The sequence below is a fragment of the Streptomyces niger genome, from assembly GCF_000718305.1.
In the GTDB taxonomy this organism is placed as follows: domain Bacteria; phylum Actinomycetota; class Actinomycetes; order Streptomycetales; family Streptomycetaceae; genus Streptomyces; species Streptomyces niger.
In genome coordinates this window covers 58,395-81,710 of record NZ_JOFQ01000005.1, presented here as the reverse complement: position 1 = coordinate 81,710, position 23,316 = coordinate 58,395, and the positions used below count along the sequence as shown (strand labels likewise).

The window sequence follows — 23,316 nt, the reverse complement described above, 5'->3', positions numbered from 1 at the left end:
TCGGTGGTGGATCAGTTGAGCAGGCTGCCCTGCAGCTCGGCGCGCAGGTCCGGTGTGAGGACGCCCCCCGCGCGGTCGACGAGCAGGGCCATCTCGTAACCGACGAGGCCGATGTCGCACTCGGGGTGCGCCAGGACGGCCAGCGACGATCCGTCGGAGATGGACATGAGGAAGAGGAAGCCGCGCTCCATCTCCACCACGGTCTGGTTGACGTTCCCGCCCTCGAAGATGCGGGAAGCGCCGGATGTCAGGGAGGTGAGCCCGGAGGCCACCGCGGCGAGCTGGTCGGCCCGGTCCCGCGGGAAGCCCTCGGACATCGCGAGCAGCAGACCGTCGACCGAGACGACCACCGTGTGGGACACCCCGGGGGTGTTCTCCACGAAGTTGGTGATCAACCAGTTCAGGTTCTGCGCCGCCTGGCTCATCGGACTCAACTAACGCTCCTGCTGGTGAGTGGGGTCCACGATGGGGTGCGTGCCGGTGTGACCGGCCTGCCGGCCCTGCTGGATGCCCCGGCGGAGATTGGTCAGGCGGCCGCGCACGTCGTCGGGTGAGCGGGAGACCTGGGGGCCGCCCGGCCGCGGCTCCTGCTGCGCAGTGCCTGCGACCAGGTTGGCACGGGGGACGCGACGCGGCAGTCCGGAGGTGGTGATCCCGCCGGCCGCCGGCTGCCGGACCTGCTCGGCCCGGCGCCACACGTCGTCGTTCGGCGAGGTACGCCACTGGGCCTGTGCCTGCGCGCCGCTGCCGGCCGGCTCGCGCCGGGGCAGCCGCGGCGCCTCGGGGACGCTCTGCGGACGGCTCGGCGGCTCCTGTGCCGCGCTGCCGCCCGGCTGGGTGAACCAGTTCGACTCGATCGTGTCGAAGATCGGGGTACGGCCGTCGCCGCCCGCGCCGCGCGGCGCGGGGCCGCCGAGCAGGTCGGCGTCGTCCGGCGCGGTGTGCGGCTGCTGCTGCGGCGGCACCTCACCGGTACGGGGGCCGCGCCCGAAGGCGTCGTCACGCCCGAAGGCACCCTCTTGACCGAAGGCACCTTCCCGGCCGAAGGCACCTTCCCGGCCGAAGGGCTCCTCCTGGCCGAACGCGTCGTCCCGGCCGAAGGAGTCCGCGTCGTACGCCTGGCCGCCGTGCGCCGGGGCCTCCTCGCCACGGGCGGACGCCGGGGCGTCCTGGGCGGGACGGCCGTCCTGCGCGGACTGCGGAGCGAACTCGCCGCTCCACAGGGGACCGGTGGGCTCGGCGGGCGCCGGGGGAGGCGTGGGGGCCTCCTCGGCGGGCCCGGACGACGGGGCCGACGGCAGCGTGAACTCGCCGCTCCACATCGGCCGACCACCCTGCGTCGGACCGCCCTGCGTCGGACCGCCCTGGGCAGGGCCGTCCTGTGCCGGGGCGGCGTCGCGGGCCGGGGCGTCCGCGCCGGGGCGCGGGCCGTCGAAGTCGGGACGCTCGAACTGCGCCGTGTCCCCGGGACCGCCGGGCGCCGGCTGCGCGAACTGCCCGGTGGTCTCGGGCCGCTCGTACCGACCGGTGTTCTCGGGCTGCGGGAACCGGCCCGTCGTCTCCGGACGCTCGTACTGCCCGGTGGTCTCCGGCCGCTCGTACTGGCCGGAGAGCTGGGGCCGCTCGTACTGCCCGGAGAGCTCCGGACGGCCGTAACCGCCGGTCGCCTCGGGCTCCTCGTGGCCGCGCGGGCGGTCCTCCTGGGCACGCCGGGGCGCCAGCGGCCAGTCGTCGGCCGCCTCGCCGCGCTCGCGCCGCGCGCCCCAGCTGGAACCGGGCTGCTGCGCGGGCTGCTGCGGCGCGGACGCGTCCGGCCCCGCGGGGCCGCCGGTCAGCTCGGCGGCCGGACCGCGGGTGGGCAGCTGCGGCCGCTCGCCGCGCGGCGCGGGCGCGCCGGTGGGCGGGGCGACGGTCGGCTGGTGGCTCGCGGCCGGCGGCTGGGCCGGCTCGCCGCCGCGCACCGGCAGCGAGGGCCGGTCCTGGCCGGCGGGCGCCGCGGGCCGGTTGCCGAAGGCGTCGTTCTGCGGGCGGGCCGGGGCCGGGGCGCCGGGAGCGTCACCGGGGGCACCGCCGGGCGCGCCCGCGCCGGGGCGCGTGGGCAGCGCGGTACGGGGGCCGGCGCCGACCTGGCCGCGCGGCTGGAGACCGGCGAGCCGGCTGGTGTGCTGGCCACCGCCCTCACCGCCGCGGCCGCCCGCGGGCTTGCCGGACTTGCCGCCCGGGCCGGGCTTCTTGCCGGCGCCGCCGCTCTGCGCGACGTCGACCGGCAGCATGACCAGGGCCGTCGTACCGCCGGAGTCCGACGGACGGAGCTGGACGCGGATGCCGTGCCGCAGGGACAGCCGGCCGACCACGAACAGACCCATCCGGCGGGACACCGAGACGTCCACGGTCGGCGGGCTGGCCAGCCGCTCGTTGATCGCCGAGAGGTCCTCGGGGGACAGGCCGATGCCGGTGTCGTGGATCTCGACCAGGACACGGCCGTCGGGCAGCGCGTGACCGGTGACCTTGACCTTGGTCTGCGGGGAGGAGAACGACGTCGCGTTCTCCAGCAGCTCGGCGAGGAGGTGCACGAGGTCGTTGACGACGCGGCCCGCGACCTCGGTGGTCGGCACGGCGCTCAGTTCGATGCGCTCGTACTGCTCCACCTCGGAGGCGGCGGCGCGCAGGACGTCGACCAGCGGGACCGGGCGGGTCCAGCGGCGGCCCGGCTCCTCGCCCGCGAGGACGAGGAGGTTCTCGCCGTTCCGGCGCATACGGGTCGCGAGGTGGTCGAGCTTGAAGAGCGAGGAGAGCTGGTCGGGGTCGGCCTCGCGGGACTCCAGCTCCGAGATCAGCGACAGCTGCCGCTGGATGAGGCCCTGGCTGCGGCGCGAGAGGTTGGTGAACATCGCGTTGACGTTGCCTCGCAGCAGCGCCTGCTCGGACGCCAGCCGGACGGCCTCGCGGTGCACCTCGTCGAACGCGGTGGCCACCTTCCCGATCTCGTCCCGGCTGTGCACGCCGACGGACTCGACCGAGGTGTCGACCTCCTGCGGGTCCGCCTCGGAGAGCTGCTTGACCAGCTCGGGCAGCCGCTTCTGGGAGACGGTCTGGGCGGTGTCCTGCAGGCGGCGCAGCGAGCGGACCATGGAGCGGGAGACGACGAACGCGCCGATCAGCGAGATGCCGAGGACGAGCAGGATCACCGCACCGTTGATGACGGCGCCGGTGGTGGCGTCGTTGCGCAGCTCGCGGGACTTCTGCTCCATCTGGGAGAGCAGCGTCGTCTCGATGCGCGACATCAGGCTGATCTTGTTGGTGTCGAGGTCGTACCAGTCCAGGTACGACATCTGCTCACCGCGGATGCCGGACTCGGTCTTGAAGCTGCGGTCCGCGAAGGAGTTCGCGTGCTCGATGTCGTCGTTGCCGCTGTCCAGGCCCTCCATCAGGGAGGCGGCGCCGGGGTAGATGTTGGAGAACCGCTTCAGCGCGGACTCCTCGTTGTCCTCGGCGGTACGGCCGGCCAGCCGGTCGTTGGCGGACAGGTGCGCGTGGCCCTTGTGCGCCAGACCGGCACTGACGAAGGCCCGCTGCATCGACGCGTACTCCTTGGCGGAGGAGAACGCGGCCAGCGAGCGGGTGCTCTGGATCATCTCCGGGTTGCTGGTCGCCTGCGCCATGTCCTGGGAGAGCGCGAGCAGGGAGGTGATGAGCTGGTTGTACGAGCTGATCGTCTGGGCGACGTTCTCCTTGTCGGAGTACGCCTTGTTGCGGACCTCGTTGAGGGTGCCCAGCTGGCGCTGGATGTCGACGATCGTGGCGCGGACGCCGGCCATGGAGCCGCGTACCGAGTCGATGTCGTCGGTGTGCTCCTTGAACGACTTGACCGCGCGGTCGGTCTCCTCGCGCGGCGCCACGACATCGGTGTCGTCCTTGGTGTTGCCCGAGCCCGCGACCGGGCCCGCCGAGCGGTCCCGCTCCTCCTGGAGCGCGTCGGCCAGCTCGGTGGCCTGCCGCGTCATCTCCGTCAGGAGCTGCATGCGGTCCAGCTGGTCGATGTTGTCCAGCTCGCTGCTGATCCGCAGACCGCCCAGCGTCGTGGCGGCGACCACGGGCAGCGCGATCAGGGAGACCAGGCGTGTGCTGATGCGCCAGTTGCGCAGCGACAGGCGGGTCCCAGGGCCCGTGGGGCCCTTGACCTTGGGGCGCTCGGCGGCGGAGTCGCCGGCCGGCGCCGGGTCGGTCCGGTCGGTCGGCAACGTGCCGCTCGCCGGACCGTTGCTCTGGGCGCGCTGCTGCGAGGAGGCGCGGTCGGTCCCGCCGCGCAGCTCCGGGTCAGCCGCAGCGCTGCCATCCCTCTTGAAACGTCCCTGCACTAGCGTCGCAACCTCTGGACCAGGCGCCCCTCCGCGTAACGGCGGGACGGTGTCGAGTCGTAGGGGGCCGCGGGCCCCATGGCGGTCGTGAGTGTGACCGGCGGGCTACTCCCTCTGGCGAAGAGAGCGGCACCCACCGCGCGGCGCTGCTCTGCGCCCCCTGCGCGCCGTGTGAAACATGCGGCGGTCCGGGGAATTCCAGCACAGTGCCGGAGCGGCAACAAGAGCGGAGGCCCTGGCTGTGACATGTGTGACGCAATGTATGGAGTGAGTAACGAGTCGTAGAAGCTCCTCCCCCTTATAACGGACTTTTACGGGCGTTCCGGTCGCCATAGCGCGACACCCGGGGTTCGGTAAAGGGGAGTGGAACATGCCCTTCGATCCGGCAATGTCCGTTTCGGCGACGGTTTTCGATCATGAAAATTGCGGCATTTGCCACACTGTTCGTGAGCAAACTCACACATTGATCACCGACTTCGCCGCACCGCCGACGGGAATGCCGCGCATAGCCTTGCGCTTTACACAGGTGCCGCTATCGCCCAGCGGCACCTGAGCCATGTCCACCACGACGCGAGATACGCGAGGCACTCCGCAGTGAAGACGACGATGATGTTCCGCTCCATAGCCAACCCGCGGCGCACCACCCTGGCGCACCTGAAGGACGCCGAGGAGCTGCAGACCGCACCGGCCGAGGACGCCGCACAGCCGGAGCACGCCGTCGAACTGCCCACCCAGACCGCCAACCCGCGCCGCACGGTCCTGATGAACGCGCCCGAGTAGGACGCGCCGCACAAAACCGGGCAGCACGCCCCGTACAAAAGGGACAGGGGCCGGAGCTGTCTCCCGCGATAGCCTGGGGTGTCCACTCCCGGTAAGAGATCAAGAGGGGCAGCGGCTTCCGTGCGCATCGCCAGATTCTCCATCGACGGCAACGTCGGCTTCGGCGTCGTCGAGGGCAACGACCTCGACGTCATCAAGGGACACCCCTTCGCCGAGTTCGAGCGCTCGGGACAGAAGGTCCCCCTGGACAAGGTGCGGCTGCTGCCGCCCGTCCTCCCCAACAAGGTCGTGGCCATCGGCCGCAACTACGCCGAGCACGCCAAGGAACTCGGCAACGAGGTCGACGACGTGCCGGTCGCCTTCTTCAAGCCCTCCACCTCCGTGGTCGGCCCCGGCGACCCCGTCGTGTACCCCGCCTTCTCGCAGGAGGTGCACCACGAGGCCGAGCTCGCCGTCGTCATCGGCCGCATGTGCCGCGAGGTGCCCCGCGAGCGGGTCAAGGACGTCATCCTCGGCTACACCTGCGCCAACGACATCACCGCACGTGACGTCCAGAAGCGCGAGAAGCAGTGGGCCCGGGCCAAGGGCTTCGACAGCTCCTGCCCGCTCGGCCCCTGGGTCGAGACCGAGCTGGACCCGAGCGACCTGACCATCCAGTGCACGGTCAACGGCGAACAACGCCAGCTCGGCCGCACCAGCGAGATGGTCCGCTCCATCGAGGACCTGATCGTCCACATCACCGAGGCGATGACGCTGCTCCCCGGCGACGTCGTCCTCACGGGCACCCCCGCCGGGGTCGGCCCGCTCAACGTCGGCGACGAGGTCGCCGTCACCATCGAAGGCATCGGCACTCTCACCAACAAGGTGATCAAGCGTGGCTAACGCGACCCCCGTCCGCGTACGTTTCTGTCCCTCCCCGACCGGCAACCCCCACGTGGGCCTCGTCCGCACCGCCCTCTTCAACTGGGCGTTCGCGCGGCACCACCAGGGCACCCTGGTCTTCCGGATCGAGGACACCGACGCGGCCCGCGACTCCAAGGAGTCCTACAACCAGCTCCTGGACGCCATGCGCTGGCTGGGCTTCGACTGGGACGAGGGCCCCGAGGTCGGCGGGCCCCACGCCCCGTACCGCCAGTCCCAGCGCATGGACATCTACCAGGACGTCGCACAGAAGCTGCTGGACGGCGGCTACGCCTACCACTGCTACTGCACCGCCGAGGAGCTGGACGAGCGCCGCGAGGCCGCCCGCAAGGCCGGCAAGCCCTCCGGGTACGACGGCAAGTGCCGCACGGTGACCCCCGAGCAGAAGGCCGCGTACGAGGCCGAGGGCCGCACCTCGATCGTCCGCTTCCGGATGCCCGACGAGGCCACCACCTTCACCGACCTGGTCCGCGGCGAGATCACCGTCCAGGCGGAGAACGTCACCGACTACGGCATCCTCCGGGCCAACGGCGCGCCGCTGTACACCCTGGTCAACCCGGTCGACGACGCGCTCATGGAGATCACCCACGTCCTCCGCGGCGAGGACCTGCTCTCCTCCACCCCGCGCCAGATCGCGCTCTACAAGGCGCTGATCGAGCTGGGCATCGCCCAGCGGATCCCGGCCTTCGGCCACCTGCCGTACGTCATGGGCGAGGGCAACAAGAAGCTCTCCAAGCGCGACCCGCAGTCCTCGCTGAACCTCTACCGCGAGCGCGGCTTCCTCCCCGAGGGCCTGCTGAACTACCTCTCCCTCCTCGGCTGGTCCTTCTCCGAGGACCAGGACCTCTTCACCATCGACGAGATGGTCGCGAAGTTCGAGATCGAGGACGTCAACGCCAACCCGGCGCGCTTCGACCTCAAGAAGTGCGAGGCGATCAACGCCGACCACATCCGCATGCTCGACGTGAAGGACTTCACCGAGCGCTGCGCCCCCTGGCTGCGGGCCCCCTTCGCCCCCTGGGACGAGGCCGACTTCGACCAGGCGGTGTTCGACGCGATCGCCCCGCACGCCCAGAGCCGCCTGAAGGTCCTCTCCGAGATCACCGACAACGTCGACTTCCTCTTCCTGAAGGAGCCGGTCTTCGACGAGGCGTCCTGGACCAAGGCGATGGGCAAGGGCGACCCGGTGGCCCTGCTCACCACCGCCCGCGCCAAGCTGGAGACCGCGGACTGGTCCAGCCCCGAGTCCCTCAAGGAGGCCGTCCTGGCCGCCGGCGAGGAGCACGGCCTCAAGCTCGGCAAGGCCCAGGCCCCGGTCCGCGTGGCCGTCACCGGCCGCACGGTCGGCCTGCCCCTCTTCGAGTCCCTGGAGATCCTGGGCAAGGAGCGGACGCTGGCGCGCGTGGACGCGGCCCTGAAGAAGCTGGCGGCGTAACCGCCCGGCCTTACCCGAACCCGAAGAGGGGCGGCGACCACACCGGTCGCCGCCCCTCTTTCGTGTATGACTGAGAGTGCAGGAACGTCTACGCAGGGGCGGTGCCGGAGATGACGCGGAACACTGAGCGTGACGCGACGAGGAGGACGCCCATGACTGTGCTCGACGACCGGCAGCAGACGCTGGTGGAGGTCTTCGAGGAGCTCGCGTACCAGATGGCGAAGCGCGACGACTCGCTTCGCGTGGAGCTCATCGGCGGAAAAGTGGGGGTCAAGGAGGTGCCGGACGGGGATCACGGCAGGGTCATCCAGTGGCTGACACGGATCTGCATTCAGGCACGCCCTGAACTGTGGCTCCATGACCAGGGCCTCAGGGTTGAGACGTATCGCACCGGACACGCTCGCCCTGACGGGACCCTCGCACCCAGCGACGCATTCGTCGGCCAAGGCGAGTGGGCGGACGCCGGCGCCGTCCTCATGACCGTGGAAGTCACCTCGTACGACTGCGACACCGATCGTCGGGACCGCCAGGACAAGCCCCGTGCCTACGCCGAGGTCGGCATTCCGGTCTACCTGTTGATCGACCGGGATCGTTGCGAGGTCGCCGTCTACTCGGACCCCGACGGAGAGCGTTACTGCAGGGTCGTGACCGTACCGTTCGGCAAGCAGATCCCGCTTCCCGATCCTGTGGGCATCGAGCTCGATACCGAGCCGCTGAAAAGCTGGGTGCGCTGATCATCCAGCGGAGTACGGTCGTCGCATGCCGATACGCGCGGTTCTCTGGGACGTCGACGACACGATCTTCGATTACGCGAGCGCCGACCGCGCCGGGATGCAGGCGCATCTCCTCGCCGAGGGCCTGACCGGCGGATACCCCTCCGTCGACCAGGCCCTTACCCGTTGGAAGGAGCTCACCGAGCTCCACTGGCGGCGGTTCGAGAACGGCGGCATCTCCTTCGAGGCGCAGCGCCGCGACCGGGTGCGGGACTTCCTCGGTACGCCGTCGATGACCGACGACGAGGCCGACGACTGGTTCGGGCGCTACCTCGCGCACTACGAGGCCGCCTGGGAGCTCTTCCCGGACACCCTGCCGGCCCTTGAGCTGTTGGCGGCGGACTACCGGCACGCGGTGCTCTCGAACTCCTCCGTGCGCAACCAGGACCGCAAGCTGCGGGTCCTGGGCGTACGCGACCGTTTCGAGGCGCTGGTGTGCGCGGCGGACCTGGGGATCGCCAAGCCCGCTCCCGAGGCCTTCCACGCCGCCTGTGCGGTCCTGGGGCTGCCGCCCGCCGAGGTGGCGTACGTGGGGGACCAGCCCGACATCGACGCTCGTGGGGCCGTGGACGCGGGCCTCACCGGCATCTGGCTGGACCGCCGGGAACGGGGCGGCCGGCCCGAGCTGGTCCGGATCACCGGCCTGAACCAGCTCCCCGAGCTGCTGCGCGGCGATACGCGTTTTGGAGCGCCGGACACCTTCGGGTAATGTTCTTTCTGCGCCGCCCGAGAGGGCCGAGAGGCCCGGCCGGGAAGCGTAACCCGAACAAAACCCCCGCAGGGGGTTGCGTTTTGGTGGCCTATGGTGTAATTGGCAGCACGACTGATTCTGGTTCAGTTAGTCTAGGTTCGAGTCCTGGTAGGCCAGCAAGAGATCATCTTTTGCGTCATCGCACGTCGAAGCACGTCTCTTGATTGCAGTGCAAGCCCCCGTTGTGTAGCGGCCTAGCACGCCGCCCTCTCAAGGCGGTAGCGCCGGTTCGAATCCGGTCGGGGGTACAGATCCTTGTAGTCCACTTCCTTCGGGTCGCTCCCGGATGCGGTGATGATGAGGATCGCTAGGGCCCCCGTTGTGTAGCGGCCTAGCACGCCGCCCTCTCAAGGCGGTAGCGCCGGTTCGAATCCGGTCGGGGGTACTGGTGGACCGATCCAGATTGGTCTACACCACCATGGCCTATGGTGTAATTGGCAGCACGACTGATTCTGGTTCAGTTAGTCTAGGTTCGAGTCCTGGTAGGCCAGCGCAGTTGAGCAGTCGAACTGCAAACTCTGCTGAAAAGCAGGCGAGCCCCCGTTGTGTAGCGGCCTAGCACGCCGCCCTCTCAAGGCGGTAGCGCCGGTTCGAATCCGGTCGGGGGTACAAAAAGAAGGCCCTTCACTTCGGTGAGGGGCCTTTTTCGTGTCTCCCACGGGACGGCGGGTACCCGTGCGGGAGACATGCCCTCAAGAGAAGAGAGCGAGAACGGCCCCGGCCCGCCGCCGGCGGCGTTGGCGGCGACAGGCGCGGGGTGAGAGGTCAGCTCGTACGGCGCAGGGCCTCGCTGAGGCGCGCAGCCGCGTCGATGACCGCCTGGGCGTGCATCCGGCCCGGGTGGCGCGTCAGGCGCTCGATCGGCCCGGAGACCGACACGGAGGCCACCACGCGGTTCGAGGGGCCGCGTACGGGCGCGGAGACCGACGCCACGCCCGGCTCCCGCTCGCCGATCGACTGGGCCCAGCCACGGCGCCGTACGCCCGAGAGCGCGGTCGCGGTGAAGCGCGCGCCCTGGAGGCCGCGGTGCAGCCGCTCCGGCTCCTCCCAGGCCATCAGGATCTGCGCGGAGGAGCCCGCCTTCATCGGGAGCGTGGAGCCCACCGGGACGGTGTCCCGCAGGCCCGAGAGCCGCTCGGCGGCGGCCACGCAGATCCGCATGTCGCCCTGCCGGCGATAGAGCTGGGCGCTCTCGCCCGTCACATCGCGCAGGTGCGTGAGCACCGGGCCCGCCGTGGCCAGCAGGCGGTCCTCGCCGGCCGCCGCGGCCAGCTCCGACAGCCGTGGCCCGAGGATGAACCGGCCCTGCATGTCCCTCGCCACCATCCGGTGGTGTTCCAGTGCTACCGCAAGCCGGTGCGCCGTGGGGCGCGCGAGCCCGGTCGCTCCGACCAGCCCGGCGAGGGTGGCCGGACCGGACTCCAGAGCGCTCAATACCAGAGCCGCCTTGTCGAGAACGCCGACGCCGCTAGAGTTGTCCATGCAACGATACTCGCGTCTCACACTGTGAAACGCAAGTTCAATTTTCTGCGGAAGTCGCCACTCTTGGATCGAGGCCCTGGACCGGGGCCCGTGTACCGCCCGGTACGAGGGGTACGAGCGGCGCGCAATCAGACGAGTTGGGCCGGCGAAGCGGCCGGCCGGAGGGACAGCGATGGGACGGACACTCGCGGAGAAGGTCTGGGACGACCACGTCGTCAAGCGCGTGGAAGGCGAGCCCGACCTCCTCTTCATCGATCTGCATCTGCTGCACGAGGTGACCAGCCCGCAGGCCTTCGACGGCCTGCGCAAGGCCGGCCGCGCGGTGCGCCGTACGGACCTCACCCTCGCCACCGAGGACCACAACACCCCCACGCTGGACATCGACAAGCCGATCGCCGACCCGGTCTCGCGCACCCAGCTGGAGACGCTGCGCAAGAACTGCGCGGAGTTCGGCGTCCGGCTGCACCCGCTGGGCGACGTCGAGCAGGGCGTCGTCCACGTCGTGGGACCGCAGTTGGGACTGACCCAGCCCGGCACCACCGTGGTCTGCGGTGACTCGCACACCTCCACCCACGGCGCCTTCGGCGCGCTGGCCTTCGGCATCGGCACCAGCCAGGTCGAGCACGTGCTGGCCACCCAGACGCTGCCGCTCTCGCCGTTCAAGACCATGGCCATCACGGTCGACGGCGAGCTGCCCGACAGCGTCACCGCCAAGGACCTGATCCTCGCCATCATCGCGAAGATCGGCACCGGCGGCGGCCAGGGCTACGTCATCGAGTACCGCGGCTCCGCCATCGAGAAGCTCTCGATGGAGGCCCGGATGACCATCTGCAACATGTCCATCGAGGCGGGCGCCCGCGCCGGCATGATCGCCCCCGATCAGACCACCTTCGACTACCTCCAGGGCCGCGACCACGCCCCCAAGGGCGCGGACTGGGACGCGGCGGTCGAGTACTGGAAGACGCTGCGCACCGACGAGGACGCGGTCTTCGACCACGAGGTCGTCATCAACGCCTCCGAGCTGGCGCCGTTCGTCACCTGGGGCACCAACCCCGGCCAGGGTGCGCCGCTGTCCGAGCGGGTCCCCGACCCGGCCTCCTACGAGGACGCTTCGGAGCGGTACGCCGCCGAAAAGGCCCTGGAATACATGGGGTTGACGGCCGGTCAGCCGCTGCGGGACATCAAGGTGGACACCGTCTTCGTAGGTTCGTGCACCAACGGCCGCATCGAGGACCTGCGCTCCGCCGCCGCCCTCCTGCAAGGCCGCAAGGTCGCCGACGGCGTGCGCATGCTGATCGTCCCCGGGTCCGTCCGGGTGGCGCTGCAGGCCGTCGAGGAGGGCCTGGACAAGGTCTTCACCGCCGCCGGCGCCGAGTGGCGGCACGCGGGCTGCTCCATGTGCCTGGGCATGAACCCGGACCAGCTGGCCCCGGGCGAGCGTTCCGCCTCCACCTCCAACCGCAACTTCGAGGGCCGGCAGGGCAAGGGTGGCCGCACCCACCTGGTCTCGCCTCAGGTCGCCGCCGCAACGGCGGTTCTCGGCCACCTGGCGTCCCCGGCCGACCTGTCCGACGCCGCCGTCCCCGCGCCCGCTGGAGTCTGAGAACGATGGAAGCTTTCACCACCCACACCGGCCGGGCCGTCCCGCTGCGCCGCAGCAACGTCGACACCGACCAGATCATCCCCGCCCACTGGCTGAAGAAGGTCACCCGGGACGGCTTCGAAGACGGTCTCTTCGAGGCCTGGCGCAAGCAGCCCGACTTCGTCCTCAACCAGGACGCGTACCAGGGCGCCACCGTGCTGGTCGCGGGGCCGGACTTCGGTACCGGCTCCTCCCGCGAGCACGCCGTGTGGGCGCTGCAGAACTACGGCTTCAAGGCCGTCATCTCCTCGCGTTTCGCCGACATCTTCCGCGGTAACTCGCTCAAGAACGGCCTGCTGACGGTGGTCCTGCCGCAGGAGACCGTGGAGGCGCTGCAGCAGCTGGTCGAGGCCGATCCCACCGCCGAGGTGACGGTCGACCTGGTCAACCGCGAGGTGCGGGCCGAGGGCGTCAAGGCCGGCTTCGAGCTGGACGAGAACGCTCGTTGGCGGCTGCTGGAGGGGCTGGACGACATCAGCCTCACCCTTCGGGAGGAGGACTCCATCGCCGCCTACGAGGCGAAGCGGCCGTCCTTCAAGCCGCAGACCGTAGTGGCCTGACCTCGGGATTTTCTGGCTGAAAGACATCTTGCATACGATGCGCTCCTTGCCACTTGGCAAGGGGCGCATCGTCTTGTTGAGTGGCGTGTTGAGGCCCCGTGAAGCGACAACTCACCGCAGATGGCACAATTAGCGCATGGAACGCGACGGCCAACTGGAGCTCTACGGTCTCGTCGCCGACCGCCTCAAGGCCGCACACACACGAGTGCGGACACTGCAAGTCCCGGAGGGCGTACGGATGGCGCTGACCCGGAAGCTGCTCGTCATCACGGCTGCGGCAAAACACGATCTCGCCGGCGCGGCACGGCGTCTGGAGCGGTTCATGAACGACCTCGACGAAGGCCGTTATCCCGAAGACGTGGATGCCGACGGAACTCCGTGACGGTCGAGTTCGTTGCGGCACAAGGGTGATTAGCCCGTTTCGTGTTTGATTTGCGGTATATATCTGCCTAACGTGCGAAAAAGCTTGAACACATTCGTTCCAGCAATGTCTCCGAAGGGGAAGACGTGAACAAGGCGCAGCTCGTAGAAGCCATTGCCGACAAGCTCGGCGGACGTCAGAACGCCGCGGACGCGGTCGACGCGGTCCTGGACGCCATCGTCCGCGCCGTGGTCGGCGGCGACCGCGTTTCGGTCACCGGATTCGGCTCGTTCGAGAAGGTCGACCGCCCGGCCCGTTACGCCCGTAACCCGCAGACGGGTGAGCGGGTGCGGGTGAAGAAGACCTCCGTACCGCGTTTCCGCGCCGGACAGGGCTTCAAGGACCTGGTCAGCGGCTCCAAGAAGCTCCCCAAGAACGACGTGGCCGTCAAGAAGGCCCCGAAGGGCAGCCTTTCCGGCGGCTCTTCCACCCGCACGACCGCCAAGGCCGCGGCCAAGAAGGCCACCGCCAAGAAGTCGGCGGCGAAGAAGACCACCACGGCCGCGAAGAAGACCACCGCCGCGAAGAAGGCGACGCCGGCCAAGAAGGCCACCACGGCGAAGAAGGCCACCACCGCGAAGAAGGCGACGCCGGCCAAGAAGGCCACCACGGCGAAGAAGGCCACCACCGCCAAGAAGGCGACGCCGGCCAAGAAGACCACCACGGCCAAGAAGACCGCCCCCGCCAAGAAGACCACGGCGAAGAAGGCCCCGGCCAAGAAGACCACCGCCCGCAAGACCACCGCCAAGAAGACCACCGCGCGCAAGCGCTGACCTTCCTGCGGACCCTCGCGACGGGCCGGGCTCCCCTGAGGAGCCCGGCCCGCGGTGCGTTGCCCCCGCCCCCTCCGATTAGGCTCTGACCATGCAGGCCACCGCATACACCTACGACGCCGACCACCGCACCGGCAGCGTGCTGCTCGACGACGGCACCCCACTGCCCTTCGACACCGCCGCCTTCGATGCCGGCGGCCTCCGACTGCTCCGGCCCGGCCAGCGCGTCCGCATCGACGTGACGGGCGAGGGCGAAGCCCGCCGGATCACCCTCATCACCCTCCAGACGTTCTGACGGCCACCCCGGTCCCCACAGCCCCCGGAGCCCCCTCAGGCCCCCCGGGCGTCCAGCGCCGCGATACCCGCCGAAATGGCCGCCGTGTGCCGCGCCGTCCGCGCCCCCACACCCAACTCCAGCGCCGCCCGCAGATCCTCCGGAGTGTCCACGTCCTGCCGAACGGACCGCACACCGGACAGCGTGATCTCCCACGCCCCGGAAGCCCTGTGCCGGGCCCGCGAGGCACCGCCGAATGCCGGCGCCAATTCCACCCCCGACGCCGCCGTCAGCAGCGTCGTACCGATTTCCGCCGCATCCGCGAGAAATGCACGGGGAAATTGCGCGGCCGCCGAGAGCACCCGTTCCAGTTCCGCCGGGCGCAGCGCCGGAAGATCCGCGTTCAACGCCGCCACCGGCGCACCGGGACGCCGCGCCCGTACGATCTGCGCGCCGTAAGCGATCGCCGGATTCAGGCCCGCCGCCGGTGTGTCGGCCACAATGCGCGCCCCCAGGTCCGCGAGCCCCTCACCGGCCAGCGGGTCGTCCGTGACAACCGCCACATCACGCACCAGCGGGCACTCCAACGCCGCGGCCACCGTGTCCAGCGCGAACGCCAGTGCCAACCGGGGCCGGAAACGCGCATCCGCCGCAGCGGACAGCCTGCTCTTGGCCCGCACCAGCGGTTTCAGAGGCACCACCAGGCTCCACACCGCGTCCGCTCCTTCTACTCGCATCGGCAGCATTGTCCCCCGCTGCCGCCGCCCACAGCAGGGCGCAGAGATACGGTGTCCTCGACAGACCGGGTACCGGGGGCGACACTTGTGCGGCTGCCGGGTCGCCGCAGTTCAGCAGGTCCCATTAGGAGGGTGTCCGAGTGTCCCGCCACAGAATCGGCTTCTGGTACCGCCTCGCAGCGGTCATCGCAAAACCGCCGCTCGTGGTTCTGTTCAAGCGGGACTGGCAGGGAATGGAGAACATTCCGGCCCACGGCGGATTCATCACCGCGGTCAACCACAACTCGTATCTCGACCCGCTCTCCTACGCGCACTATCAGTACAACAGCGGACGGGTCCCGCGATTCCTCGCCAAGGCCGGCCTCTTCAAGGGCGGCTTCGTCGGCGCGGTCATGCGCGGCACGGGACAGATCCCGGTCTACCGCGAGTCCACCGACGCGGCCACCGCATTCCGGGCCGCCGTGGACGCCATCAACCGCGGCGAATGCGTCGCCTTCTACCCCGAAGGCACCCTCACCCGCGACCCCGACATGTGGCCCATGCAGGGCAAGACCGGAGCGGCCCGCGTCGCCCTGCTCACCAAGGCCCCCGTCATCCCCGTCGCCCAGTGGGGCGCCAACGAGGCGATGCCGCCGTACGCCAAGGAGAAGAAGCTCCGGCTCTTCCCGCGCAAGACCCTGCGCGTGAAGGCGGGCCCGCCGGTCGACCTGGCCGAGTTCTACGGCCAGGAGCCCACCGCCGAGGTGCTGCGCGCCGTCACCGACCGCATCATGGCCGCGGTGACCGACATCCTCGCCGAGGTCCGCGACGAACCCGCGCCCGCCGAACCGTACGACCACCGCAAGGCCCGCGCCGAACAGCGCCGGAAGACCCAGCAGATGCGACGGCAGGACGACGCGTCCGGCCGCACTCAGGAGGATGAAGGCAAGTGACGCGCTGCGCCGTCTACGGCACGGGGTCGTGGGGTACCGCATTCGCGATGGTGCTGGCCGACGCGGGCTGCGAGGTGACCCTGTGGGGCCGCCGCGCCGAGCTCGCCGAGGCGATCAACACGACCCGCACCAACCCCGACTACCTCCCGGGCGTGGAGCTGCCGCAGACCGTACGGGCCACCACCGACCCCGCGGAGGCCGCCGCGGGCGCGGAGTTCACCGTCCTGGCCGTGCCCTCCCAGACGCTGCGCGGCAACCTCGCCGAGTGGGCGCCGCTGCTGCCCGCCGACACCGTCCTCGTCTCCCTGATGAAGGGCATCGAGCTCGGTACGGCCAAGCGGATGAGCGAGGTCATCGAAGAGGTCGCCAAGGTGCCCGCCGAGCGGGTGGCCGTCCTCACCGGCCCCAACCTCGCCAAGGAGATCGCCGCCCGGCAGCCCGCCGCCGCGGTCGTCGCCTGCGCCGACGAGGCCGTCGCCACCCGGCTGCAGGCCGCCTGCCACACCCCGTACTTCCGTCCGTACACCATCACCGACGTGGTCGGCGCGGAGCTGGGCGGCGCGGTGAAGAACGTCATCGGGCTCGCGGTAGGCATCGCGGACGGCATGGGCCTGGGGGACAACGCCAAGGCGTCACTGATCACGCGCGGTCTCGCCGAGACCAGCCGGCTCGGGCTCGCGCTGGGCGCGGACCCGGCCACGTTCGCGGGGCTGGCGGGCATGGGCGACCTGGTCGCCACCTGCTCCTCGCCGCTCTCCCGCAACCACACCTTCGGCACCAACCTCGGCCGCGGCATGAGCCTCCAGGAGACCATCGCCGTCACCAAGCAGACCGCCGAGGGCGTGAAGTCCTGCGAATCGGTGCTGGACCTGGCGCGCCGGCACGGTGTGGAAATGCCGCTCACCGAAACGGTGGTGAGCATCGTCCACGACGCCAAGCCGCCGCTGGTGGCGCTGAAGGAACTGATGTCGCGGTCGGCGAAGTCGGAGCGGCACTGAGGAACGGGGGCGTGGCCCATTGCCGCGCCCCACACCGCCCGGGACATTCGCATCGGCCGTACCAACAGGTAGTCTCGGTCCGATATGAGCAGCGAGACCTCCTCCCAGAAGCCCCGCGTCGCCGTCGTGTTCGGCGGACGCAGCTCCGAGCACGCCATCTCCGTGGTCACCGCGGGCGCCGTCCTGAGCGCCATCGACCGCGAGAAGTACGACGTGCTGCCGATCGGCATCACGACGGACGGCCGCTGGGCGCTGACCGCCGACGCCCCGGAGCGGATGGCCATCACGGACCGGAAGCTGCCGAGCGTCGCGGAACTGGCCGAGTCCGCCGACGGCGCCGTCGTCCTGCCGGTCGACCCCACCAGCCGCGAGGTCGTCTACAGCGAGCCCGGCCAGGTCCCGAAGGCCCTCGGCGACGTCGACGTGGTCTTCCCCGTCCTGCACGGCCCGTACGGCGAGGACGGCACCCTCCAGGGCCTCCTGGAGCTCTCCGGAGTGCCGTACGTGGGCTCCGGCGTGCTCGCCTCGGCCGTCGGCCAGGACAAGGACTACATGAAGCGGGTGTTCGCCTCCTTCGGGCTGCCGGTCGGCCCGTACGAGGTCATCCGCCCCCGCGAGTGGGAGCAGGACCCCTCCGCGGCCCGCAAGAAGATCGTGGACTTCGCCGCCGAGCACGGCTGGCCGCTGTTCGTGAAGCCCGCCCGGGCCGGCTCCTCCATGGGCATCTCCAAGGTGGACGACCTCGCCGGGCTGGACGAGGCCGTCGAGGAGGCCCGCCGCCACGACCCGAAGATCATCGTCGAGGCGCTGCTGAGCGGCCGCGAGATCGAGTGCGGCGTACTGGAGTTCGAGGACGGTCCGCGGGCCAGCGTGCCCGCCGAGATCCCGCCGGTCACCGCCCACGACTTCTACGACTTCGAGGCCAAGTACATCGACTCGGCCACCGGACTGGTGCCCGCGCCGCTCACCGAGGAGCAGACCGCGCGCGTCCAGGAACTGGCCGTGCAGGCCTTCGATGCGGCGTCCTGCGAGGGCCTGGTGCGGGCCGACTTCTTCCTGCAGGACAACGGCGAGTTCGTCATCAACGAGATCAACACCCTGCCCGGCTTCACGCCCATCTCGATGTACCCGCGGATGTGGCAGGAGTCCGGCGTGAGCTACGCCGAGCTGGTCGACCGGCTCATCCAGGCGGCGCTGCGGCGCTCCACGGGCCTGCGCTGAGCCTCGGGCGCCCCCGGCCGGGGCGTACGCCGCACGGCGGCCACCGGCCGGGGCGTGTCCTACACGACCCCGACCGGGACCGTCTTCCGCACGGCCGACGCCAGGTCGGTGAGCGCGTCGACCTCGGGCGCGTACTTCGCCGGCACCGTCACCTCGACGTACGCCCGGCGCAGCACGGTCGTGAAGCGGTAGCCGTCGTCCTGCTTCTCGAAGACCCACTCGACGCCGTTGATTTTCGCGGCGTCCTGCAACGGGTTGTAATGTTCACTACCGCGTTGCAGCACGTCAGGCTTGGGTACGCCGCACCGCAGGCGCACGGCGGGCGACCCCCACACCGCGGTGAAGTCCGAGACGGGATCGGCGGTCCGCCGCTTCAGTCCGTCCACGGTGCCGGGCAGCTTCCCGTGCAGCGCCCGGCAGAGCCGGGCCTGCTCCCCCTTCGGGGCGGGAACCGCCACGCTCGCCGAATCGTCGGACGGGGCACAGCCCACCGCAGTGATCAGCACGGCGAGCAGGGGCAGAGCGAGGGTCCGGCGGGGCGAGGAATTCACCCGGCCGAGCATACGGGGGGCTAGATATGGACGACCGGGCAGGTCAGGGTGCGCGTGATGCCGTCCACCTGCTGGACTTTCGCGACCACCATGCGGCCCAGATCGTCGACCGTGTCAGCCTGGGCACGCACGATCACGTCGTACGGACCGGTCACGTCCTCGGCCTGGATCACACCGGGCAGCTTGGCGATCACTTCGGCGACCGCGGAGGCCTTGCCGACCTCGGTCTGGATCAGGATGTAGGCCTGTACCACGGGACCTCCAGGGCGGCTTCGAGGATCATGTGGGAAGAAGGGACGCCACGGTACCGCGTCGCCGAGCGGAGCGGGGAGACCCGCGCGGCCGACGCGGCGAACAGTTCGCGGCGGCCGGCGCGGAACGCGTCATCCGGAGATCGGCCGTCCGGAAAGGCGTGACGACCGTGCGCGACGCGTCAGTGGAGTACGGAAGGTCCGTACGCATGGGAAGGGCAACAGCATGAAGGGCACCGTGGGCGAGTTGGGGGAGTTCGGCCTCATCAGAGAGCTGACCTCGCGGCTCACCTCCACCCCGGCGGTACGCATCGGCCCCGGCGACGACGCCGCCGTGGTCACCGCGCCGGACCGCCGGGTCGTGGCCAGTACCGACGTACTCCTCGAAGGGCGGCACTTCCGCCGCGACTGGTCCACCGCCTACGACGTCGGCCGGAAGGCCGCCGCCCAGAACCTCGCCGACATCGCCGCGATGGGAGCGGTTCCCACCGCCATCCTGCTCGGCCTCGTCGTGCCCGCCGAACTCCCCGCCACCTGGGCCACCGAGCTGATGGACGGACTGCGGGACGAGTGCCAGGTCGCGGGCGCCGCCGTGGTCGGCGGCGACGTCGTACGCGGCGAGATCATCACCGTCGCCATCACCGCCCTCGGCGACCTGCGCAACGCGGAGCCGGTCACCCGGGGCGGTGCCCAGCCCGGCGACGTGGTCGCGGTCACCGGCTGGCTCGGCTGGTCCGCCGCCGGGCACGCCGTCCTCACCCGCGGTTTCCGCTCCCCGCGCGCCTTCGTGGAGGCGCACCGCAGGCCGGAGCCGCCGTACCACGCGGGCCCCGCGGCCGCCGGGCTCGGCGCCACGGCCATGACCGACGTCAGCGACGGCCTGGTCGCCGACCTCGGGCACATCGCCGAGGCCAGCAAGGTCCGGATCGATCTGCAGTCCCAGAAGATCGACGTGCCCTCGCAGATGGCCGACATCGGTACGGCCTGCGGCGTGGACCCGCTGCAGTGGGTGCTCAGCGGCGGCGAGGACCACGCCATCGTGGCGACCTTCCCGCCGGACGTGAAGCTGCCGGCCCGCTGGAAGGTCATCGGCGAGGTGCTGAACCCCTCCGCGCTGCCCCAGGTCACGGTGGACGGCGCGCCTTGGACGAAGAGCGGCTGGGACCACTTCGGCGACGACGACGTGGTCGACTGACCGGCGGTGACGACGTGGTCGACTGACCGGCGCCCGGCGCCCGGCGCGGTCGGCCGGCCGGCGCCCGACGCACCCTGCCGACCGGCGTCGATTAGATTCGAAGCATGTACACACCACCACGCGTCCTGACCGTCGCCGGCTCCGACTCCGGCGGCGGCGCGGGGATCCAGGCGGACCTGAAGACGATGCTCGCGCTCGGCACGCACGGCATGAGCGTGCTGACCGCCGTCACCGCCCAGAACTCCCTCGGTGTGCAGGGCGCGTGGGACCTGCCGGCGGAGGCCGTGCGCGCGCAGTTCCGCAGCGTCGTGGACGACATCGGCGTCCAGGCGGTGAAGACCGGCATGCTCTCCTCGCCCGAACTGGTCGAGACCGTCGCCGCCCTGCTCGCCGAGGTCACCGCGCCCGTGGTCGTCGACCCGGTGGGCGTCTCCAAGCACGGTGACGCGCTGCTCGCCGCCACCGCCCTGGACGCGGTCCGTACGAAGCTGCTGCCGACCGCGACCGTCGCCACCCCCAACCTGGACGAGGTGGCCCAGCTCACGGGCGTCCAGGTGCACGAGGAGGCCGACATGCGGCGGGCCGCCGCTGCCGTCCTGGAGTTCGGCCCGCGCTGGGCGCTGATCAAGGGCGGGCACCTGTCGGGCGACGCGGTGGACCTGCTCACCGACGGTGAGCAGGAGCACTGGCTGCGGGCCCCGCGCCACGACAACCGCCACACGCACGGCACGGGCTGCACGCTCGCCAGTGCGATCGCCGCGCGGCTCGCGCACGGGGACACCGTCCCGGAGGCCGTGGCCGCGGCGAAGGAGTACGTCACGGGCGCCATCGAGGCCGGTTTTCGGCTGGGCGAGGGCATCGGCCCCGTGGACCACGGCTGGCGCCTGCGCTGAGCTCCGGGGTTACGTACAGCGCTCCAGGGTTACGTACAGCTGAGCCCCCGGGAGGTGGGTACGTACAGGGGCGTCCGCATCCGGCGCGGACGCTCCCCGCTACGGTCGCTCCTCGCAGAAGTTCCGGGAACAGCAGAAAGCCGGCCCACCCTGAGGTGGACCGGCTTCTTGGCAACCGGCAGACTGCGCCACGACGTAACGTCAGCGCGCGACCTTGCCGGCCTTGATGCACGAGGTGCAGACGTTGAGCCGCTTCGGCGTGCGCCCGATCACAGCGCGCACCGTCTGGATGTTGGGGTTCCAACGACGGTTGGTGCGGCGGTGCGAGTGAGAAACGCTCTTGCCGAAGCCCGGCCCCTTGCCGCAGACGTCGCAGTTGGCAGCCACGGGTCACTCCAAAGACTTCAGATGCACTTACGGTAATTCCCAGCGCGCCGAGTGCATTGAACGACAAGCGGTGCCGGGAGGGAAATGGCCCGATTCGCATCGGGCAACCGGAGCAGCATACAACGACCGCTCCCGCCCTACGAAACTACCATGGCCGCCCGGGGCCCCGCCCCGAGCACCCGCCCCCTCCGCGGCTACTCTGCGGTGCACGGCCCCGACCGAGGAGGACATCCGTGCCCCACACGCTCGACGCCGCCGCGGTACACGCATGGTGCGGGCTGGCCCTGGAGGCGCTCGGCCGGGACCGCGAGCGGATCGACGCGATCAACGTCTACCCCGTCGCGGACGGTGACACCGGCACCAACCTCTACCTGACCATGGAGTCCGCGGCCCGCGCCGTCGACGCCGCCTTCGACGGGCACGCGGCCTCCGGCACGGCCCCCGGCCTCGCCGACGCCATCGGCGCCATGGCGCACGGCGCGCTCATCGGGGCCCGCGGCAACTCCGGCACGATCCTCGCGCAGCTGCTGCGCGGCATGACGGACGTGCTGGCGACGCCGCCGGCCCCCGGTGCCCCCTCGTGTGACGCGGAGCACGGCACTGCCGACGCCCTCGGGAGAGCGCTGCGGCGAGCCGCCGCCTCCACGTACGAAGCGGTCGCACACCCCGTGGAGGGCACCGTCCTCACCGTGGCGACGGCCGCGGCGGACGCCGCCGAGGGCGCCGTGCAGGACGGCGACGTGGTGGCCGTGGCCCGCGCGGCACACGAAGGCGCCAGGAAGGCGCTGGAGGCCACCCCCGGACAGCTCGCGGTGCTCGGCAGGGCCGGCGTGGTCGACGCGGGCGGCTGCGGTCTGGTCGCCCTCCTCGGGGCGCTCGCGGACGCCCTCTCCGGGGAGCGCACGGCCGCGTCCGGCGGCGTACGGATCGCGGTGGGCGCGCCCGCCGTACGGGCCGGCACGGACCCCGTCGCGGTCGTCGCCGAAGCGGGCGGCTGCGGCCCCGACGAGCACGCCGCCGGCGACGGCCCCGCCTTCGAGGTGATCTACCTGTTGGAGGCCGACGACGCCGCCGTGGCCCGGCTCCGCACCCGGTTGGACGCGCTCGGCGACTCCCTGGTCGTGGTCGGCGGGGACGGCCTGTTCCACGTCCACGTGCACGTGGACGACGCGGGCGCTGCCGTCGAGGCCGGCATCGAGGTGGGCCGCCCGTACCGGGTCCGCATCACGCACTTCGGCGCCTCGGGGGCGGCACGGGACACGGCCCCGGAGCGCGTCGAGCGGGCCGTCGTCGCGGTGGTGGCCGGGGACGGGCTGGCCGGGCTGTGCACGGAGGCGGGTGCGTGCGTGGTCTCCGTACGGCCCGGGGAGCCGCCCGCCAGCGGCGAGCTGGTCCAGGCGATCCGGCAGGCCCGCGCCCGCGAGGTGGTGCTGCTGCCGAACGACGCCGAGCTGCGGCACACCGCCGCCGCGGCCGCCGGGCAGGCCCGGGCCGAGGGCGTACGCGTCGCCGTGATCCCCACCCGCGCCGCGGTCCAGGGCATCGCGGCGCTGGCCGTCCACGAGCCCGGCCGCTCGTTCGACGAGGACGTGGTCGCGATGACCTCGGCGGCGGGCGCCACCCGGTACGGCGAGTTGGGCGTCGCCGAACGGCAGTCCTGGACCACGGCCGGGGTCTGCCAGGCCGGCGACGTGCTGGGGCTGGTGGACGGCGACGTCGCGGTGATCGGCGCGGACCCGGCGGCCGTCGCGGCCGACGTGCTGGACCGGATGCTGTCGGCCGGCGGCGAGATGGTCACCCTCGTGCTCGGCGCCGACTTCCCCCAGCGCCTGGCCGACCGGCTCGAACGCCACGTGCGCGAGCACCACCTGGCCGTGGACACGGTCGTGTACGCGGGCGGCCAGCAGGCGCCGCTGCTGCTGATCGGCGTCGAGTAGCCGGCCGCCGCCGGCCGGCACGGCGCGGCCCCCGTGTCCCGAAT

General features: G+C 71.1%; 24 protein-coding genes and 5 tRNA genes. 22 read left to right on the top strand and 7 right to left on the bottom strand.

Annotated features, from left to right (window positions below):
- Positions 1 to 11: 11 nt before the first annotated feature.
- Positions 12 to 434, bottom strand: a complete 423-nt coding sequence (locus IF20_RS11335) for a roadblock/LC7 domain-containing protein (protein ID WP_078888980.1) — start codon at positions 432 to 434, stop codon at positions 12 to 14.
- Entirely contained in the window at positions 435 to 4,358 is a 3,924-nt protein-coding gene (locus IF20_RS11330; RefSeq protein ID WP_052864976.1) for a sensor histidine kinase, read from the bottom strand.
- A gap of 370 nt (positions 4,359 to 4,728) precedes the next feature.
- On the opposite strand from IF20_RS11330, the gene IF20_RS39085 reads away from it, so the two are divergent.
- From IF20_RS39085 to IF20_RS11280, 11 genes are all read left to right on the top strand, one after another.
- A complete protein-coding gene (locus IF20_RS39085) occupies positions 4,729 to 4,911 on the top strand; it encodes a hypothetical protein (RefSeq protein WP_199896556.1) in 183 nt (60 codons plus the stop codon).
- Positions 4,912 to 4,952: 41 nt separating this feature from the next.
- Positions 4,953 to 5,138: a hypothetical protein gene (locus tag IF20_RS11325; RefSeq protein ID WP_052864975.1), complete on the top strand. Its 186-nt coding sequence runs from the start codon at positions 4,953 to 4,955 to the stop codon at positions 5,136 to 5,138.
- A gap of 120 nt (positions 5,139 to 5,258) precedes the next feature.
- Positions 5,259 to 6,020, top strand: a complete 762-nt coding sequence (locus tag IF20_RS11320; protein WP_052864974.1) for a fumarylacetoacetate hydrolase family protein — start codon at positions 5,259 to 5,261, stop codon at positions 6,018 to 6,020.
- Positions 6,013 to 7,494: a glutamate--tRNA ligase gene (gltX, locus tag IF20_RS11315; RefSeq protein ID WP_110944068.1), complete on the top strand. Its 1,482-nt coding sequence runs from the start codon at positions 6,013 to 6,015 to the stop codon at positions 7,492 to 7,494. Before IF20_RS11320 ends, gltX begins: the two co-directional genes overlap by 8 nt.
- A gap of 152 nt (positions 7,495 to 7,646) precedes the next feature.
- Positions 7,647 to 8,228 carry a Uma2 family endonuclease gene (locus IF20_RS11310; RefSeq protein ID WP_052865185.1) on the top strand — a complete coding sequence of 194 codons (582 nt, stop codon included), beginning with the start codon at positions 7,647 to 7,649 and terminating at the stop codon, positions 8,226 to 8,228.
- Positions 8,229 to 8,253: 25 nt separating this feature from the next.
- Positions 8,254 to 8,976: an HAD family hydrolase gene (locus tag IF20_RS11305; RefSeq protein WP_052864972.1), complete on the top strand. Its 723-nt coding sequence runs from the start codon at positions 8,254 to 8,256 to the stop codon at positions 8,974 to 8,976.
- A gap of 87 nt (positions 8,977 to 9,063) precedes the next feature.
- Positions 9,064 to 9,135 (top strand) — tRNA-Gln (locus tag IF20_RS11300).
- Between the two features lie 58 nt (positions 9,136 to 9,193).
- Positions 9,194 to 9,266, top strand: a tRNA-Glu gene (locus IF20_RS11295).
- Between the two features lie 64 nt (positions 9,267 to 9,330).
- Positions 9,331 to 9,403: transfer RNA gene (locus IF20_RS11290), tRNA-Glu, on the top strand.
- Positions 9,404 to 9,437: 34 nt separating this feature from the next.
- Positions 9,438 to 9,509: transfer RNA gene (locus tag IF20_RS11285), tRNA-Gln, on the top strand.
- A 45-nt stretch (positions 9,510 to 9,554) separates the two neighbouring features.
- A tRNA-Glu gene (locus IF20_RS11280) sits at positions 9,555 to 9,627 on the top strand.
- A 156-nt stretch (positions 9,628 to 9,783) separates the two neighbouring features.
- Here the strand turns inward: IF20_RS11280 and ndgR are convergent.
- Positions 9,784 to 10,500 (bottom strand): IclR family transcriptional regulator NdgR, encoded by a 717-nt coding sequence (gene ndgR, locus IF20_RS11275; RefSeq protein ID WP_030624314.1) that lies wholly within the window; start codon positions 10,498 to 10,500, stop codon positions 9,784 to 9,786.
- Between the two features lie 172 nt (positions 10,501 to 10,672).
- Between ndgR and leuC the strand changes: the two genes are divergently transcribed.
- The 5 genes from leuC to IF20_RS11250 all read left to right on the top strand — a co-directional run bounded on the left by leuC (position 10,673) and on the right by IF20_RS11250 (position 14,191).
- On the top strand, positions 10,673 to 12,103 hold the full coding sequence (gene leuC, locus IF20_RS11270; RefSeq protein ID WP_052864971.1) for a 3-isopropylmalate dehydratase large subunit: 1,431 nt from the start codon (positions 10,673 to 10,675) through the stop codon (positions 12,101 to 12,103).
- A gap of 5 nt (positions 12,104 to 12,108) precedes the next feature.
- Positions 12,109 to 12,702, top strand: coding sequence for a 3-isopropylmalate dehydratase small subunit (leuD, locus tag IF20_RS11265; RefSeq protein ID WP_052864970.1), 594 nt, complete (start codon positions 12,109 to 12,111; stop codon positions 12,700 to 12,702).
- A 136-nt stretch (positions 12,703 to 12,838) separates the two neighbouring features.
- Positions 12,839 to 13,084, top strand: coding sequence for an SCO5555 family protein (locus tag IF20_RS11260; RefSeq protein WP_030267010.1), 246 nt, complete (start codon positions 12,839 to 12,841; stop codon positions 13,082 to 13,084).
- Between the two features lie 125 nt (positions 13,085 to 13,209).
- Complete coding sequence (locus IF20_RS11255) at positions 13,210 to 13,896, top strand: HU family DNA-binding protein (RefSeq protein ID WP_052864969.1); 687 nt, start codon at positions 13,210 to 13,212, stop codon at positions 13,894 to 13,896.
- Positions 13,897 to 13,987: 91 nt separating this feature from the next.
- Complete coding sequence (locus tag IF20_RS11250; RefSeq protein ID WP_052864968.1) at positions 13,988 to 14,191, top strand: hypothetical protein; 204 nt, start codon at positions 13,988 to 13,990, stop codon at positions 14,189 to 14,191.
- A 35-nt stretch (positions 14,192 to 14,226) separates the two neighbouring features.
- Here the strand turns inward: IF20_RS11250 and cofC are convergent, their stop codons facing one another.
- Complete coding sequence (gene cofC, locus IF20_RS11245) at positions 14,227 to 14,907, bottom strand: 2-phospho-L-lactate guanylyltransferase (protein ID WP_052864967.1); 681 nt, start codon at positions 14,905 to 14,907, stop codon at positions 14,227 to 14,229.
- A gap of 140 nt (positions 14,908 to 15,047) precedes the next feature.
- Between cofC and IF20_RS11240 the strand changes: the two genes are divergently transcribed.
- The 3 genes from IF20_RS11240 (at position 15,048) to IF20_RS11230 (ending at position 18,058) form a co-directional block, all read left to right on the top strand.
- A complete protein-coding gene (locus IF20_RS11240) occupies positions 15,048 to 15,839 on the top strand; it encodes a lysophospholipid acyltransferase family protein (protein ID WP_052864966.1) in 792 nt (263 codons plus the stop codon).
- The gene (locus IF20_RS11235) at positions 15,836 to 16,837 is read left to right on the top strand and encodes an NAD(P)H-dependent glycerol-3-phosphate dehydrogenase (protein WP_052864965.1); all 1,002 of its coding nucleotides are present in this window, start codon (positions 15,836 to 15,838) and stop codon (positions 16,835 to 16,837) included. The genes IF20_RS11240 and IF20_RS11235 overlap by 4 nt, the downstream gene beginning before the upstream one ends.
- Before the next feature lie 84 nt (positions 16,838 to 16,921).
- Positions 16,922 to 18,058, top strand: a complete 1,137-nt coding sequence (locus tag IF20_RS11230) for a D-alanine--D-alanine ligase family protein (protein WP_052864964.1) — start codon at positions 16,922 to 16,924, stop codon at positions 18,056 to 18,058.
- A 59-nt stretch (positions 18,059 to 18,117) separates the two neighbouring features.
- Here IF20_RS11230 and IF20_RS11225 read toward each other — a convergent pair whose 3' ends face one another.
- On the bottom strand, positions 18,118 to 18,621 hold the full coding sequence (locus IF20_RS11225; RefSeq protein WP_052864963.1) for a DUF3515 domain-containing protein: 504 nt from the start codon (positions 18,619 to 18,621) through the stop codon (positions 18,118 to 18,120).
- A gap of 8 nt (positions 18,622 to 18,629) precedes the next feature.
- Positions 18,630 to 18,863 (bottom strand): Lrp/AsnC family transcriptional regulator, encoded by a 234-nt coding sequence (locus IF20_RS11220; protein ID WP_030267036.1) that lies wholly within the window; start codon positions 18,861 to 18,863, stop codon positions 18,630 to 18,632.
- A gap of 223 nt (positions 18,864 to 19,086) precedes the next feature.
- Between IF20_RS11220 and IF20_RS11215 the strand changes: the two genes are divergently transcribed.
- Together IF20_RS11215 and thiD are read left to right on the top strand one after the other, a co-directional pair.
- Positions 19,087 to 20,055, top strand: coding sequence for a thiamine-phosphate kinase (locus tag IF20_RS11215; RefSeq protein WP_052864962.1), 969 nt, complete (start codon positions 19,087 to 19,089; stop codon positions 20,053 to 20,055).
- Positions 20,056 to 20,159: 104 nt separating this feature from the next.
- Complete coding sequence (gene thiD, locus IF20_RS11210) at positions 20,160 to 20,948, top strand: bifunctional hydroxymethylpyrimidine kinase/phosphomethylpyrimidine kinase (RefSeq protein ID WP_052864961.1); 789 nt, start codon at positions 20,160 to 20,162, stop codon at positions 20,946 to 20,948.
- Between the two features lie 201 nt (positions 20,949 to 21,149).
- Here the strand turns inward: thiD and rpmB are convergent, their stop codons facing one another.
- A complete protein-coding gene (gene rpmB, locus IF20_RS11205) occupies positions 21,150 to 21,335 on the bottom strand; it encodes a 50S ribosomal protein L28 (protein WP_030267048.1) in 186 nt (61 codons plus the stop codon).
- 233 nt (positions 21,336 to 21,568) lie between these two features.
- Between rpmB and IF20_RS11200 the strand changes: the two genes are divergently transcribed.
- A complete protein-coding gene (locus IF20_RS11200) occupies positions 21,569 to 23,272 on the top strand; it encodes a DAK2 domain-containing protein (RefSeq protein WP_052864960.1) in 1,704 nt (567 codons plus the stop codon).
- The last annotated feature ends 44 nt before the right edge of the window (positions 23,273 to 23,316 follow it).

Bases quoted from the DNA above. Each gene is read 5' to 3' on its own strand.
- IF20_RS39085 (WP_199896556.1), top strand. From the start codon at position 4,729: ATGCCCTTCGATCCGGCAATGTCCGTTTCGGCGACGGTTTTCGATCAT.
- IF20_RS11310 (WP_052865185.1), top strand. From the start codon at position 7,647: ATGACTGTGCTCGACGACCGGCAGCAGACGCTGGTGGAGGTCTTCGAG.
- IF20_RS11305 (WP_052864972.1), top strand. From the start codon at position 8,254: ATGCCGATACGCGCGGTTCTCTGGGACGTCGACGACACGATCTTCGAT.
- ndgR (WP_030624314.1), bottom strand. From the start codon at position 10,500: ATGGACAACTCTAGCGGCGTCGGCGTTCTCGACAAGGCGGCTCTGGTA.
- leuC (WP_052864971.1), top strand. From the start codon at position 10,673: ATGGGACGGACACTCGCGGAGAAGGTCTGGGACGACCACGTCGTCAAG.
- leuD (WP_052864970.1), top strand. From the start codon at position 12,109: ATGGAAGCTTTCACCACCCACACCGGCCGGGCCGTCCCGCTGCGCCGC.
- IF20_RS11260 (WP_030267010.1), top strand. From the start codon at position 12,839: ATGGAACGCGACGGCCAACTGGAGCTCTACGGTCTCGTCGCCGACCGC.
- IF20_RS11250 (WP_052864968.1), top strand. From the start codon at position 13,988: ATGCAGGCCACCGCATACACCTACGACGCCGACCACCGCACCGGCAGC.
- cofC (WP_052864967.1), bottom strand. From the start codon at position 14,907: ATGCGAGTAGAAGGAGCGGACGCGGTGTGGAGCCTGGTGGTGCCTCTG.
- IF20_RS11230 (WP_052864964.1), top strand. From the start codon at position 16,922: ATGAGCAGCGAGACCTCCTCCCAGAAGCCCCGCGTCGCCGTCGTGTTC.
- IF20_RS11225 (WP_052864963.1), bottom strand. From the start codon at position 18,621: ATGCTCGGCCGGGTGAATTCCTCGCCCCGCCGGACCCTCGCTCTGCCC.
- IF20_RS11215 (WP_052864962.1), top strand. From the start codon at position 19,087: ATGAAGGGCACCGTGGGCGAGTTGGGGGAGTTCGGCCTCATCAGAGAG.
- thiD (WP_052864961.1), top strand. From the start codon at position 20,160: ATGTACACACCACCACGCGTCCTGACCGTCGCCGGCTCCGACTCCGGC.